At 31.2% G+C, this 14,338-nt stretch carries 15 protein-coding genes; all 15 read left to right on the forward strand.

The window, feature by feature from the left end; all coding sequences use genetic code 11:
- Positions 1 to 36: 36 nt before the first annotated feature.
- The 15 genes from DWZ69_RS05735 to glgA all read left to right on the forward strand — a co-directional run bounded on the left by DWZ69_RS05735 (position 37) and on the right by glgA (position 14,159).
- Positions 37 to 258, forward strand: coding sequence for a phosphopantetheine-binding protein (locus DWZ69_RS05735; RefSeq protein ID WP_022165604.1), 222 nt, complete (start codon positions 37 to 39; stop codon positions 256 to 258).
- Between the two features lie 147 nt (positions 259 to 405).
- A complete protein-coding gene (locus DWZ69_RS05740) occupies positions 406 to 777 on the forward strand; it encodes an Asp23/Gls24 family envelope stress response protein (protein WP_022165603.1) in 372 nt (123 codons plus the stop codon).
- Positions 778 to 858: 81 nt separating this feature from the next.
- Positions 859 to 1,272 carry a transcription antitermination factor NusB gene (gene nusB, locus DWZ69_RS05745; protein ID WP_117999508.1) on the forward strand — a complete coding sequence of 138 codons (414 nt, stop codon included), beginning with the start codon at positions 859 to 861 and terminating at the stop codon, positions 1,270 to 1,272.
- Positions 1,273 to 1,282: 10 nt separating this feature from the next.
- Positions 1,283 to 2,497, forward strand: a complete 1,215-nt coding sequence (xseA, locus tag DWZ69_RS05750; RefSeq protein WP_117999509.1) for an exodeoxyribonuclease VII large subunit — start codon at positions 1,283 to 1,285, stop codon at positions 2,495 to 2,497.
- A complete protein-coding gene (xseB, locus tag DWZ69_RS05755; protein WP_117999510.1) occupies positions 2,487 to 2,690 on the forward strand; it encodes an exodeoxyribonuclease VII small subunit in 204 nt (67 codons plus the stop codon). The genes xseA and xseB overlap by 11 nt, the downstream gene beginning before the upstream one ends.
- 19 nt (positions 2,691 to 2,709) lie before the next feature.
- The gene (locus DWZ69_RS05760; protein ID WP_117999511.1) at positions 2,710 to 3,600 is read left to right on the forward strand and encodes a polyprenyl synthetase family protein; all 891 of its coding nucleotides are present in this window, start codon (positions 2,710 to 2,712) and stop codon (positions 3,598 to 3,600) included.
- 18 nt (positions 3,601 to 3,618) lie between these two features.
- Positions 3,619 to 5,487 carry a 1-deoxy-D-xylulose-5-phosphate synthase gene (gene dxs / locus DWZ69_RS05765; protein WP_117999512.1) on the forward strand — a complete coding sequence of 623 codons (1,869 nt, stop codon included), beginning with the start codon at positions 3,619 to 3,621 and terminating at the stop codon, positions 5,485 to 5,487.
- Entirely contained in the window at positions 5,487 to 6,296 is an 810-nt protein-coding gene (locus DWZ69_RS05770) for a TlyA family RNA methyltransferase (RefSeq protein WP_117999513.1), read from the forward strand. The genes dxs and DWZ69_RS05770 overlap by 1 nt, the downstream gene beginning before the upstream one ends.
- An 8-nt stretch (positions 6,297 to 6,304) precedes the next feature.
- Positions 6,305 to 7,159: an NAD(+)/NADH kinase gene (locus DWZ69_RS05775; protein WP_117999514.1), complete on the forward strand. Its 855-nt coding sequence runs from the start codon at positions 6,305 to 6,307 to the stop codon at positions 7,157 to 7,159.
- A gap of 13 nt (positions 7,160 to 7,172) precedes the next feature.
- Positions 7,173 to 7,622 carry an arginine repressor gene (gene argR / locus DWZ69_RS05780; RefSeq protein WP_117999515.1) on the forward strand — a complete coding sequence of 150 codons (450 nt, stop codon included), beginning with the start codon at positions 7,173 to 7,175 and terminating at the stop codon, positions 7,620 to 7,622.
- Between the two features lie 36 nt (positions 7,623 to 7,658).
- The gene (recN, locus tag DWZ69_RS05785; protein ID WP_117999516.1) at positions 7,659 to 9,347 is read left to right on the forward strand and encodes a DNA repair protein RecN; all 1,689 of its coding nucleotides are present in this window, start codon (positions 7,659 to 7,661) and stop codon (positions 9,345 to 9,347) included.
- Positions 9,348 to 9,504: 157 nt separating this feature from the next.
- Positions 9,505 to 10,731, forward strand: coding sequence for a SpoIVB peptidase (spoIVB, locus tag DWZ69_RS05790; protein WP_118436431.1), 1,227 nt, complete (start codon positions 9,505 to 9,507; stop codon positions 10,729 to 10,731).
- A gap of 105 nt (positions 10,732 to 10,836) precedes the next feature.
- Positions 10,837 to 11,604, forward strand: coding sequence for an FHA domain-containing protein (locus tag DWZ69_RS05795; protein ID WP_117999518.1), 768 nt, complete (start codon positions 10,837 to 10,839; stop codon positions 11,602 to 11,604).
- Positions 11,605 to 11,825: 221 nt separating this feature from the next.
- Positions 11,826 to 12,674 carry a sporulation transcription factor Spo0A gene (gene spo0A, locus DWZ69_RS05800; protein WP_117999519.1) on the forward strand — a complete coding sequence of 283 codons (849 nt, stop codon included), beginning with the start codon at positions 11,826 to 11,828 and terminating at the stop codon, positions 12,672 to 12,674.
- A 42-nt stretch (positions 12,675 to 12,716) separates the two neighbouring features.
- Positions 12,717 to 14,159: a glycogen synthase GlgA gene (glgA, locus tag DWZ69_RS05805; protein ID WP_117999520.1), complete on the forward strand. Its 1,443-nt coding sequence runs from the start codon at positions 12,717 to 12,719 to the stop codon at positions 14,157 to 14,159.
- Positions 14,160 to 14,338 lie beyond the last annotated feature (179 nt).

The raw sequence follows: 14,338 nt of genomic DNA on the forward strand, positions 1-14,338 counted from the left end.
AAAACAAAAAATATTTTATAAAATGAGGCATGAATAATGAGAGATGAAATTATTGAAATTTTGGAGATGATTAGTCCGGGAATTAGTGTGGAAAACAATAATTTAAACCTTGTAGAATATTTAGAATCTATGGAAATGATTGAATTTATTGAGGAGCTGGAAAACAATTTTGACATCGAAATTCCTTCAGAAGAAAAGATTGAAGAAAATTTTGAAAATATTGAGTCAATAATGGAAATGATAGTGAAACTTCAATAAATTTATAAAAACAAAAACAGCCATTTGAAGGTAATGTGGTACCTGTCAGATGGCTGTTTCTGTTTTGCCTAAATGGTTGTAAATTTATATTATTAATGATATACTATCGTTAGTTTATAAGGTTATCCTTAAGGTAGGAGGTTTGAAATGGAAGATGTAAGAAACACATATAGAATAAACGAAAAATCAGAATTAGGAGATGTTCATATTAGTGATGATGTACTTGCAGTTATTTCAGCAATGGCAGCTTTAGAAGTTGATGGTGTTGTTGGTATGGCTGGTAATATCACATCAGAGATTGTTGCAAAACTTGGCATGAAGAAACTTTCAAAGGGCGTTAGAGTTGATGTAGCTGAAGGTAGCGTTATGGTAGATGTTTCAATTATTATCAGAATGAACGAAAAGATTATTGAAGTATCTAAGAAAGTACAGGACAGAGTTAAAACTACAGTTGAAAATATGACAGGCTTGAAGGTTGAGAATGTTAATGTAAACATTTCAAGTGTTTTATCAAAATAATTTAGATTAACGTAGGGTGTCTGTTAGGACACCCTTTTTGAACGTAATAACATAATTAATAATCAGATATGTGGAGGAAATATGAAGAGAGCCGAAATCAGAGAATATGTTTTTAAATTGTTATATTGTACAGAGTTCCATGAGGATGAAGATTTACAAAAACAATACAGATTATACATGGAGAATTTAGAACAGTTAGGCGAAATTAAAGAAATAAAGGAAAAAGATAAAGAATATATAATTAATCGTGTTACAGATATAGTTTCAAGAACTGATGATATTGATAAAGAAATTGACAAGGTAGCTGTATCATGGAAAACAGACAGAATGGCAAAAGCTGACCTTAATATTCTTAGATTAGCTTACTATGAAATGAATATTGATGATGATATACCAAAGCCTGTTGCCGTAGACCAGGCTGTTGAACTTGCCAAAAAGTACGGAACAGATGATTCACCATCATTTGTTAATGGTGTTCTTGCAAAATTATTTTAGGAGATAATATATGCCGTCTATATACACAGTTGGTCAGGTAAACACATATATAAAGCAAATGTTTAGTCAGGATTTTATGCTGGCTAATATTTGCATTAAGGGAGAAATAAGCAATGTAACTTATCATTCTTCAGGTCATATATATTTTACATTGAAAGATAAGACAGGTGTAATTTCAGCCATAATGTTTAAGGGTAACAGAAACAATTTGAAATTCACATTAGAAGAAGGACAGAAGGTAATTGTTTTAGGCAGCGTTAACGTCTTTGAAAGAGATGGAAAATATCAGTTATATGCAAAAAGTATAACCTTAGAAGGTGCAGGCCTACTATATCAGCGTTTTGAACAGTTGAAAAACGAACTTAGTGAAATGGGACTTTTTGATAAAATGTATAAGAAACCTATTCCTAAGTATTCTTTAAAAATTGGAATTTGCACAGCAAAAACAGGTGCTGCAATACAGGATATTATTAATATTACAAAGCGAAGAAATCCTTATGTGCAGTTATATTTATATTCAAGTCTTGTACAGGGGGCAGAGGCTGCAATAGATATCGTAAACGGTATCAGATATTTAGATTCATTGTCTCTAGATGTAATTATTGTGGGCCGTGGTGGTGGCTCCATTGAAGATTTGTGGGCTTTTAATGAGGAAATAGTGGCAAAAGCTATTTTCGATTGTAATACACCTATTATTTCGGCGGTAGGTCACGAAACTGATACAACAATTGCTGATTATGTGGCAGACTTAAGGGCACCAACTCCAAGTGCTGCGGCTGAGATAGCTGTATTTGATTACAATGAATATTTACTTAATATCACACGTTACAAACAGTTGTTACTATCTCAGATGGTTAATAAAATTTCAAACACACGTAACAATTTGAAATATATACAGACCAAACTTAATCTATATAATCCAATTAATCAGTTAAATACCAAAAAACAGTATTCAGATGAATTATATACAAGACTTAATGATGCTTTTAATAGTTTATTCACTAACAGAAAGCATATGCTTGCAATATATGCGGAGAAACTTAACGGTTTATCACCTTTAAATAAAATTTCAAAAGGCTTTGCTTATTTTACTAATGATAAGGGCGAAGCAATTAATTCTGTAAAACAGGTTAATGTAGGTGATGATGTTATGTTGACTGTTAAGGATGGACAAATAAAAGCAAAAACCTATGATATAACTGAAGGAGTTTATAATGGAAAATAAAAAAAATATAGAACAGAACTTTAATGAAGTTGAAAAAATTATTGAAGCAATGCAAAAAGAAGATGTTACATTAGATGAGTCTTTTAAATTATATAATCAGGGCTTGAAAATAATAAAAGACTGCAATCAGCAGATAGAGACTATTGAAAAACAAATTAAAATAATAAATGAAGAAGCACAGCAGAACGTTTAACAGACATTTAGGAGTTATTATGAACGATTTCAATACAAACTTAAAGTTAAAAACAAAAGAAGTAGAAGATATTATATATAATTATTTTCCAAAAGAAGAAGGCAAACAGAAAATAATTATTGAAGCAATGAATTACAGTCTTAAAGCAGGTGGAAAAAGACTTCGTCCAATGCTTATAATGGAAACGGCAAAATTGTTTAAAGACGATGTTACAAATGCTTATCCTTTTATGGCAGCGATAGAAATGATTCATACTTATTCTTTGGTACATGATGATTTACCTGCAATGGATAATGATGAATATCGTCGTGGCAAAAAAACTACACATGCACAGTATGGCGAGGATTTGGGTATATTAGCAGGAGATGGTCTTCTTAATATGGCCTATGAGATTATGTCTCAGGCTGTAATAAAAAGTGATGAGCCTATGAAAGCTGCAGAGGCAATGGGTGTAATTGCAAAGAAAGCAGGCGTCTACGGCATGGTTGGTGGTCAGACTGTTGATGTAATAAATGAAAATAAAAAGATGGATATGGACACAATTATGTATATCCACAATTTGAAAACGGCAGCTTTAATAGAAGCTTCCATGATGGCAGGTGCAATTCTTGCAGGGGCAAATGAAGTTGAGATTCTAAATGTAGAAAAAATAGCAAAAAACGTTGGTATAGCCTTTCAGATACAGGATGATATTTTGGATATAACAAGTACAACAGATGTTTTAGGCAAACCTGTTCACAGTGACGAAAAGAACAACAAAACAACATACGTTTCTCTTTGTGGCATAGAACAATCAAAAAAAGATGTTGAAAAATATTCAAAAGAAGCAATTGAAATTTTAGATAATATTAACGGTAATAATGATTTCCTAAAACAATTAATAATTAAATTAATTAATAGGAAAAAATAAAACTAAAGCGTAAGAAATATGGGACAAATATTAGATAATATAAATAAAGAAAATGATATAAAAAAAATAGATAAGGATTTATATCCTATTTTGGCTGAAGAAATAAGAAGTTTTTTAATAGAAAAAGTCAGCAAAACAGGTGGTCATCTTGCGTCAAATTTAGGTACTGTAGATATGACTATAGCTTTGCATGCAGTTTTAAATTTTCCACAGGATAAAATTGTATGGGATGTAGGTCATCAGTCATACACACATAAAATTTTAACAGGTCGTAAGGAACAGTTTGATACATTAAGACAGCTTGATGGTATAAGTGGTTTTCCAAAACGACACGAAAGCGATACTGATTCTTTTGACACAGGGCACAGCTCAACATCAATATCTGCGGCGCTTGGTATGGCTATGGCAAATAAGCTTAATAATAACAATAATAAGGTTGTGGCGGTTATTGGTGATGGAGCACTTACCGGTGGTATGGCTTTGGAAGCTCTTAATAATGTTGCAAGTTTAGGAAAGAATTTTGTAATTATTTTAAATGACAACAATATGTCTATTTCTCAAAATGTTGGCAGTATGTCAAACTATTTAAATAAGTTAAGAGTTGGAGAACACTACAATTACCTGAAGGAAGATGTTGAAACATCTTTAAGCAAAATTCCAAAAATCGGTAAAAAAATAGTTAAAAAAGTAAAGAAAACGAAAGATAATATTAAGAACTTTATTATACCAGGTGGTTTGTTTGATGATTTAGGAATCACATATATTGGACCCGTTAATGGACACGATATTAATGGAATGATTAGTATTTTTAAAAATGCCTTAAAAATAGACCATCCAATTGTTATACATGTAAAAACAACAAAGGGAAAAGGATATTTACCTGCGCAAAATAATCCATCAAAATTCCATGGTATAGGAAAGTTTGATGTTGAAACAGGAGAGGAAGTAAAGTCTTCATCTGCAGGAACAATGTCTTACACAGAAGTTTTTTCAAGAACATTAGTTAAATTGGCTAAGAAAAATAAAAAAATATTAGCTATTACAGCAGCAATGCCTGATGGCACAGGTCTTTCAAGATTTCAAAAAGAATATCCTGACAGATTTTTTGATGTAGGTATAGCTGAGGAACATGCAGTAACTTTTGCGGCAGGACTTGCAGCTAGTGGCTATAAACCTGTTGTTTCAATTTATTCATCTTTTTACCAGAGAGCTTATGATCAGATACTACATGATGTGTGTCTTCAAAATTTACCTGTTGTAATGATTGTTGACAGGGCAGGTCTGGTAGGTCAGGATGGAGAAACACATCAGGGAATATTTGATGTATCTTTTATGTCAGCAATTCCTAATTTAACAATAATTGCTCCAAAAGATACAAAGGAATTAATTGAATCTGTGAAATTTGCAATGGGATATAATGGTCCTATTGCCATACGTTTTCCTAGAGGTACAGCTTATGTGGCAGAGAAAAAAACGGCTAGTCCGGTTGAACTTGGAAAAAGTGAAATTGTAAATGACGGTTATAATATTGCCATAATCGCAGTTGGAAATATGTTTGAAGAAGTAGAAAAAGCCTATAATTTGCTTATGAAAGAAAACATTAATCCAACAATTGTAAATGCAAGATTCATAAAACCATTAGACAAAGATATGATTGAATATGTTGCAAAAAGACATAAACAGATCATTGTAGTGGAAGAAGCTATAAAAAAAGGTGGTTATGGCGAGGCAGTATCCACATACGTTCAGGAAAACTGTTTAGATTGTAATGTAAAAATCATGGCAATTGAGGATTGTTTTGTTGAGCAGGGCTTGGTTGATGAATTAAGAGAAAAAATCGGCATTAGTAGCAAAAAAATATATGAGAAGGTTAAAGAGTTAGTATAATGAAAGAAAGATTAGATGTTTTACTTGTAAAAAGAGGTTTGGCACCTTCAAGAGAAAAAGCAAAAACAATAATTATGAGTGGCATTGTTTTTGTGGATAATCAAAGAGAGGACAAGGCCGGAACTTTTTTTAAGGATGATGTTAATATTGAAGTAAGAGGTAAAACTCTTAAATATGTAAGTCGTGGGGGCTTAAAGTTAGAAAAGGCAATGGATTGTTTTGGAGTACAGTTAGGTGGAAAAATCTGTATGGATGTAGGTGCTTCAACAGGCGGTTTCACAGACTGTATGTTACAAAACGGAGCTGTAAAAGTTTACTCAGTTGATGTAGGTCATGGACAGCTTGCCTGGAAACTTGTTCAGGACGAAAGAGTTATATGCATGGATAGAACAAATATCCGTTATGTAACACCTGAAGATATTGATGATGTTATAGATTTTGCCTCAATTGATGTTTCATTTATATCACTTACAAAAGTTTTATTACCTGTAAAAAATCTTCTTACAGAAAATGGTCAGATTATTTGTCTTATTAAACCACAATTTGAGGCAGGAAGAGAAAACGTGGGAAAGAAAGGCGTTGTAAGAGATAAGAAGGTTCATAAAGATGTTATAGAAAGTGTTATAACATTTGCCATGAGCATTGGATTTGATATTATTAATTTGGATTTTTCACCTGTGAAAGGTCCTGAAGGAAATATCGAATATTTATTATATTTACAGAATACAAATAAAGAACAAGGCGAAAAATTATCAGATATAATACCTGAAGAGGTTGTGGAAAAATCACATCAGGAATTGGATAAATAGAGGATTACATGAAAAAGTTTTGCGTTATAACAAATAGTTTAAAAGATAATAAACTGGAAATTTCTTATAAAATATTAGATTATATTACAAAAAGTGGTTGCCAGTGTGTGCTAATCGATAATGTGGATTATAGCACAGGGGAGTACAAAGTTCTTAAAAGTAAGGATATACCAGGTGATACACAATGTATAATCAGCATTGGCGGAGATGGAACTTTACTTCATGCCACAAAGGATTTTATAGACTTAGATGTTGTTTTTGTTGGTGTTAATAAAGGAACGCTTGGTTTTCTGGCTGAAATTTCACCGGACAATGTAAAAGAATCTTTAGACAAGTTAATAAATGATGATTTTAATATTGAGTCACGAATGATGCTTGATGGTAGAATTATAAGAGATGGCAAGCAGGTTTACTCATCAACAGTATTAAATGATATTGTAATACATAGAGGTGGAGATTTAGCCATTACTGACTATCAGGTGTACGTTAATAAAGAAATATTAGGTAACTATCATGCAGATGGCATAATTTTATCAACGCCAACAGGCTCTACTGCGTATAATTTATCGGCAGGTGGTCCTGTTGCAAGACCTGATTCAAATATGATTATACTAACACCTATATGTCCACACACACTTGCAAACAGAAGTCTTATTTTGTCAAGACACGATAATATAGAGGTTAAAATTGGTAAAAGTCGTATTGCAAACGAAGAAAATCGTAGGATTTCCTTTGATGGAGATGGCGTTTTCAAAATAATATCAGGAGATATAATTAATATAAGTGAGTCTGAAAAAACAACAAAGATTGCTAAGTTAGATGAAGGCAGCTTCTTACAGGCAGTAAAAGATAAACTAAATTAAGGTAGGGGTAATTATGAAATCAAAAAGACAAAGAAAAATTATAGATTTAATTGGAGAATATGATATTGATACACAGGAGGAACTGGCAAAAAAATTAATTGAAAGTGGTTTTAAGGTAACTCAGGCAACAGTATCAAGAGACATAAGAGAACTTAATTTAATAAAAACATCATCTGTAAACGGTGGTCAAAAATATGCTGTGCCCGTTAATACGGCAATTACACATGACAGTAAATACATGAGAGTTTTAAATGATGGAATTGTTTCTATGCAGTGCGCAGAGAACATTTTGGTCATTAAGACAATTGCAGGCATGGCAATGGCAGTTGGAGCAGCAATAGATGCAATTGAAATTAATGAGATTGTAGGCTGTATTGCAGGTGATGACACGATTTTTCTTGCAATAACAAGTAAGGAAAATGCAAAAAAGGTTAAAGGAATTATTACGGAAATAATTGCTTAGTGGGACAAATGGAGAGAAGCACATAAAGGAGGAAATATGTTAATAAATTTACACGTAAAAAATCTGGCATTAATTAAAGAGGTTGACGTAGATTTTTCTAATGGACTTATTGTGCTTACAGGAGAAACCGGTGCCGGTAAATCATTACTTTTAGGTTCCGTTAATATTGCACTGGGGAATAAGGTTTCAAAGGACATTATTAGAAACGGTGAAGACTTTGCATTAGTAGAGCTGACTTTTTCAACGAAAAAAGAACAAGCCGATTTTATCAGAAATATGGATATTTTTGTTGATGATGACAATATTATTACTGTTTCAAGAAAAATAACGGAGTCCAGAAGTGTTTCAAAAATTAATGGTGAAACAGTTAATGTTAAAACTCTTAAAACCATTATGGAAATGTTAATCGATATACATGGTCAACATGATCATCAATCATTATTATATCCTGCAAAACATCTTGAAATTTTAGATAAATTTGCAAAGGACAAAATAGAAGATAAGTTAGCTCATTTAAAAGAATTAAATAATAATTATAAAAAATTAAAACAAAAATTAGATGAATATTCTATGGATGAGGCACAAAGAGCCCGAGAAATAGAATTTGCCAAATTTGAAGTAGATGAAATAGAACAGGCTGATTTAAAAGGAAATGAAGATGTTGACTTGGAAACAACTTATAAAAAAATGGCAGGCGCAAAGGATGTGGCAGTGGAACTTTCGTCCATATATCAGCTTATAAGTTGTGAAAATGAAAATGGTGTTGGTTCGCAAATTAACAGAGCTATTTCGCTTATTAATTCCGTTAAGTCTGATGATGAAAAGATTACACAGTTTAAAGAGTGCCTTTATGACATTGACTCCATGTGTAAGGATTTAGATTGTGACATTGTAGATTATACAGAAAGTCTTGAGTTTGATTCTAATTATATTAACGAAATTGAAAACAGATTAAATACAATTAATCATTTAAAAATAAAATACGGTAATTCAATTGAAAAAATCCTTGAATATCAAAATGAAAAACAAAATTATTTAGATGAATTAATTAATTATGAAGAGGAAATAAATAATATTAAAAGCGAAATTGATTCCATATATTTGGATATGGAAAATATTTCATTGGACATATCTGAGGAAAGAAAAAAAGCAGCTTTAGTTTTACAGGAACAGGTAACTAAATCTTTAATAGATTTGAATTTCATGGCTGTTAATTTTGAAATAAGTATTGAAAGAAGTAATACAATTACGGATAATGGATTTGATAATGTTAATTTTATGATTTCTACAAATCCGGGAGAGCCTGTAAGGCCGTTGAATAAGGTGGCATCAGGTGGTGAACTTTCACGTATTATGCTTGCCATAAAATCAATTCTTGCCTCAGAAGATGAGATAGATACTTTGATTTTTGATGAAATCGATACAGGTATTAGTGGTAAAACAGCCACTATGGTAGCAGAAAAAATGGCAAACATCAGTAGGCATCATCAGGTAATATGTATTTCTCATTTATCACAAATAGCTGCTATGGCAGACAATCATTATCTTATTGAAAAGAAGTTGGAAAATAATAGTACAATTACCAACATTAAGAAATTATCAGGTGATGAGTCAATAGAAGAACTTGTTAGAATTAATGGTGATGGTACTGTTAGTGAGGCGGCAATTTCTCATGCAAAAGAAATGAAAGAAATGGCAGAACGAACAAAAAGTTACTTGATTTAAAACTGAAAAATTAGAGATATTAAAAAGGAAGGCGAAAGTCTTCCTTTTGTTTATTTATGACGTAAGAAAATTTTCTGTAATTTCTTGCTACATAAATAAATGTTCCCCTAGGGATGCACATTTGTTTAAAAGAAATTAGTAATTTGGAGGTTATGTTATGAGAAAAATATATAGAAATACAATTATTGCATCTATATGTATTGCTGTTTTAATAATAGTTGTTTCAGTAATTTGGAATGTACAGAAAAATCTTCCAAATACTATTTTTGTTAATTCAAATGATAATGCTAATTATGAATTTGGGATCCCTGTTTCTTTAAATATTAATAAATCTACCGGAAAGGATAAAATAACTCTTACTGGCAAGAATAATATAATTACGGGAAAAGTAGGCTCTTATACGGGAAAATATAAGCTTTTCGGGATTCTTCCTGTAAAAAATACAAAAGTAAATGTTATTGATAAAACTTATGTTTATCCTGTTGGTCTTCCTATAGGGCTTTATTTAAAAACTCAGGGTGTGATGGTAATTGGTAGTGGATGTTTTGAAAATGTTAAAGGAGAAAAAATAAATCCTGCCAAGGATAAAATTGAATCCGGAGATTATATTATAAAATTTAATGAGCATATAATAAGTAATAAGGCACAATTAGTTTATTTGATTAAGGAAAATAAGAATAAACCGGTTGTTTTTACTATAAAATCAAATAGTGGAATTAAGTTAGTGAAACTAAAACCTGTTAAATCAAAAAATGGCAATTATATGTTTGGCATCTGGGTTAGAGATGATTCTCAGGGAATTGGAACAATGTCTTTTATTTATGAGAATAAATATTTTGCCCTAGGTCATGGAATAAGTGACATTGATACAGGTAAGCTTTTGTCCTCAAAAAATGGTTCTATTTATAATGCAAATATTTGGGGAATTAAAAAGGGACAAAACGGAGAGCCGGGTGGTCTTCTGGGAAGCATTATATACAATAATGAAAATTATTTAGGAACCATAAAGTCTAATAACAATTGTGGTATTAATGGCGAGATGCAATATAATCTTGTAAAAAAATACAAATTAAAGAAAATGGAAATGGCATTAGGAAATAATGTGCATACAGGAAAAGCAAAGATTCAACTTATTTGGGACAATAAAGCCACTTGGTACAATATAGAAATCTTAAAAGTAAGTAGAACAAATAAAGAAAAAAATATGATTGTTAAGATTACCGATAAGAATTTATTAAAAAAGACAAATGGAATTGTTCAGGGCATGAGTGGTTGTCCTATTGAACAGGACGGAAAAATAATAGGAGCAGTAACACATGTATTAGTCAACGACTCTACAAAAGGATACGGTATATTTGCAGAAAATATGTTTCTTGCAAATTAATTTGATTTATAAAAATATTTCAAAAGAAAAAATGAATATTTCATATATAAATAAGTCGGAAAATGTAGTATAATGTATAAATAAACAAATTTAAGGAGACCTAAAATGGCAAGAAATAATACAGAAATTGTATATAAAATAGAAGAAATGATAAAAAAATATAACAAAAAACCTGAAAAGAAGGTTAAGAAAAAAGATATTGTAGATTTATTGCAAAAAGCAGATATCATTATGGCGATGAAGAGTGATTTTGAAGATGCTTCTTTGTCATATGAAACTATAGAGGGTGTTTCAATGAAACCTGACATTGTGAAAGATGGTGGAAGAAGCAGATTGCTTCCGGTATTCACATCTTATGCACAGATACCTGATGATTATATGGAAAATTTTTCATTTGTAAAGGTTTCTGCAACATACGCATATAATTTTATGAATGAATGTGAAGAGTTAAACGGTATGGTTCTTAATCCGTTTACAGAATATAATTTAGAACTTAGAAAGAAACATCAGACGTCAGGAGAAAACCTGGCTGCAACAAAGCATTACAAAACTCCAAAGAAGGCTGCTGCAAAGTCTGTGGAAAATGAAGTTCAGGCAATGATTATTTATAACAATAAGAAATATCAGATTAATAGAATTCCGTTTACAATTGGAAGAGAAAATGCAAATATTGTTGTGCCGGAAACTTACATATCTAAGATTCACGTGGTTATTTCATGTAAGGATGGAAAATACCGTATTGCAGATTATGATTCAACTAACGGAACTAAGGTTAATGGTACACAGCTACGTCCGAAAGTATATTACGAACTTAGAGACGGCTATAGAATTGAACTTGCTGAAAAGGAAGAAATGGTAGTGTACATTAACTAAGAAAATATTGACATTATTTTAAAAAAATCGACATTTATATATGGTTTTTATAAGCTTTTTTACATTTTTTAACACTGTGAAAAAATATATGTAAACTTAATTGTCGAAAAAAGGATTTTTATGCGAATTCTTTAAGTTGAATATCTTCATCTAACAAACTATAATCTTCTTTGTCAAAAGAATTTAAACAGTGCTGTGTTTTGACAAAATTAGGAGGAATGATGAACACGAACTTAAATAATCGCAATATAAATAAAACATATACCGGAAACTCAGAAAAAATATCTGTTATTATTGTTGATGACAATGAAAAAGTAATCGAAAACATAGATTCAGCATTATCAAAAGATACAGCAATTCAGATTATTGGTAAGGCTAAAAATGGTCAGGAGGCTTATGAATTAATAAGAAAGTCAACACCTGATGTTGTTATTTTAGATTTAATTATGCCAAAGATGGATGGCTTATCGTTAATGAATAAGGTTAATGATGATGGTGCAATGATTAAGATGCCTTTTTTCATTATAACTTCAGCAATTAGTAATGAGAATGTTATTCAGGATGCATTTGGTTATGGCGCAGGGTATTATTTACTAAAACCATTTGAAACAAATATGATAGCAGATAGGGTAAAAGGTGTAAAATCATACAACAAGAGAATACCTGAAACTAAAAAAATTATTGGTGCAGGAGAAGATAGAAAACATTTTATGGAGCGTAACATTGAAAATGATGTTACATCAATTATTCATGATGTTGGAGTGCCTGCACACATTAAGGGATATCAGTATTTAAGGGAAGCAATTATTATGTCGGTAAATGACAATGAAATGCTTAATTCCATTACGAAAATATTGTATCCTTCAATTGCAAAAAAATTCCAGACAACATCCAGCAGAGTTGAAAGAGCCATAAGACATGCTATTGAAGTGGCATGGAATCGTGGAAGAATGGATACTATTGATGAGTTGTTTGGATATACTATAAATGCAGAAAAAGGTAAGCCTACAAACTCTGAATTTATAGCATTAATAGCTGATAAGATTAGACTTGAATACAAATGTAGATAATTAAGCATATAATACAAAAGAATTAATCTGGAGGAGGAAGATATGAAGAAGATATTATTTGCAGCATCAGAATGTGTACCTTTTATTAAAACAGGGGGATTGGCAGACGTTGTAGGTTCTTTACCAAAGTGTTTTGACAAAGAAAAATATGATGTTAGAGTTATGATTCCAAATTATATGTGTATTGACCATAAATGGAAAGAAAAAATGACTTATGTTGATCATTTTTATATGGACTTATGCTGGAGAAGACAGTACGTTGGAATTATGGAAATGGAATATGAAGGAGTTAAATTCTACTTCATTGATAATGAATATTATTTTTCAGGAGAGAGACCATACAGTGATCCAAGATATGATTTAGAGAAGTTTGCTTTCTTTTCAAGAGCAGTATTATCGGCTCTTCCAGTAATAGATTTCAGACCGGATATTATACATTGCCATGATTATCATACAGGTTTAATTCCTGTTTATTTGAAAGACAGTTTTGCCAATGGAGAATTCTATCAGGGCATTAAGTCTATTATGACTATACATAACTTAAAGTTCCAGGGTGTTTGGGATATTGATACAATCAAGGATCTAGCAGGTTTATCTGATTATTATTTCACATCAGATAAGTTAAAAGATTACGATAATGGTAATTACCTTAAGGGTGGTATTGTATATGCAGATATGGTTACTACAGTTAGTGATACTTATGCAGAAGAAATAAAAACACCTTTCTTTGGAGAAGGTCTTGATGGATTAATGAGAGCAAGATCTAATTGTCTTAGAGGTATTGTAAATGGTATTGATTATGATGAATATAATCCGGCTACAGATAAATTAATTGCAAAGAATTTCAGCAAAGATAATTTCCGAAGAGAAAAAGTTAAGAATAAAACAGCTTTACAGAAAGAGTTAGGCTTGGAAGTAAATCCTAAGAAGATGATGATAGGTTTGGTAAGCAGACTTACAGACCAAAAAGGTTTAGATTTGGTATCCTGTGTTATGGATGAAATGTGTCAGGATGAACTTCAGTTTGTTATTCTTGGTACAGGTGAAGAAAGATATGAGAATATGTTCAGACATTTTGACTGGAAATATGGAAAAGATGTTTCTGCTAATATATATTATTCTGAAGAACTTTCTCATAAAATATATGCAGCCTGTGATGCTTTCTTAATGCCATCATTGTTTGAACCATGTGGATTAAGTCAGTTAATGAGCATGAGATACGGTACATTACCTATTGTTAGGGAAACAGGTGGCTTGAAAGATACAGTAGAACCTTATAATGAATATGAAAATACAGGTACTGGATTCTCATTTAAGAATTATAACGCACATGAGATGATGGGAACTGTTAGATATGCAGAGCATATTTATTATGATAAGAAGCGCGATTGGAATAAGATGGTGGATAGAGCCATGGAAGTAGATTATTCATGGAATACATCAGCTAAGAAATACGAAAAATTATATGACGAATTAATCGGATAATAGTAGAACGTTTATATAAGTTTATAATTTATAATAGGGAATCTTAAGGAATTTCTATTAACTATAAAAAGCAGAGCTTTTATGGCTCTGCTTTTTAAGTACCTTCTTTTAGAATTAATATTTTATTTTTTGTTTAGGTTGTTAATATTTAGCAATATTTAGCTACATTTATATTGTCG

Origin of the sequence: Eubacterium sp. AF34-35BH (assembly GCF_003477765.1) — a bacterium.
GTDB lineage: Bacteria > Bacillota > Clostridia > Lachnospirales > Lachnospiraceae > Eubacterium_G.

Bases quoted from the DNA above. Each gene is read 5' to 3' on its own strand.
- DWZ69_RS05760 (WP_117999511.1), top strand. From the start codon at position 2,710: ATGAACGATTTCAATACAAACTTAAAGTTAAAAACAAAAGAAGTAGAA.
- xseB (WP_117999510.1), top strand. From the start codon at position 2,487: ATGGAAAATAAAAAAAATATAGAACAGAACTTTAATGAAGTTGAAAAA.
- DWZ69_RS05740 (WP_022165603.1), top strand. From the start codon at position 406: ATGGAAGATGTAAGAAACACATATAGAATAAACGAAAAATCAGAATTA.
- DWZ69_RS05795 (WP_117999518.1), top strand. From the start codon at position 10,837: ATGGCAAGAAATAATACAGAAATTGTATATAAAATAGAAGAAATGATA.
- recN (WP_117999516.1), top strand. From the start codon at position 7,659: ATGTTAATAAATTTACACGTAAAAAATCTGGCATTAATTAAAGAGGTT.
- nusB (WP_117999508.1), top strand. From the start codon at position 859: ATGAAGAGAGCCGAAATCAGAGAATATGTTTTTAAATTGTTATATTGT.
- glgA (WP_117999520.1), top strand. From the start codon at position 12,717: ATGAAGAAGATATTATTTGCAGCATCAGAATGTGTACCTTTTATTAAA.
- DWZ69_RS05735 (WP_022165604.1), top strand. From the start codon at position 37: ATGAGAGATGAAATTATTGAAATTTTGGAGATGATTAGTCCGGGAATT.
- argR (WP_117999515.1), top strand. From the start codon at position 7,173: ATGAAATCAAAAAGACAAAGAAAAATTATAGATTTAATTGGAGAATAT.
- spoIVB (WP_118436431.1), top strand. From the start codon at position 9,505: ATGAGAAAAATATATAGAAATACAATTATTGCATCTATATGTATTGCT.
- DWZ69_RS05775 (WP_117999514.1), top strand. From the start codon at position 6,305: ATGAAAAAGTTTTGCGTTATAACAAATAGTTTAAAAGATAATAAACTG.
- xseA (WP_117999509.1), top strand. From the start codon at position 1,283: ATGCCGTCTATATACACAGTTGGTCAGGTAAACACATATATAAAGCAA.
- spo0A (WP_117999519.1), top strand. From the start codon at position 11,826: ATGAACACGAACTTAAATAATCGCAATATAAATAAAACATATACCGGA.
- DWZ69_RS05770 (WP_117999513.1), top strand. From the start codon at position 5,487: ATGAAAGAAAGATTAGATGTTTTACTTGTAAAAAGAGGTTTGGCACCT.
- dxs (WP_117999512.1), top strand. From the start codon at position 3,619: ATGGGACAAATATTAGATAATATAAATAAAGAAAATGATATAAAAAAA.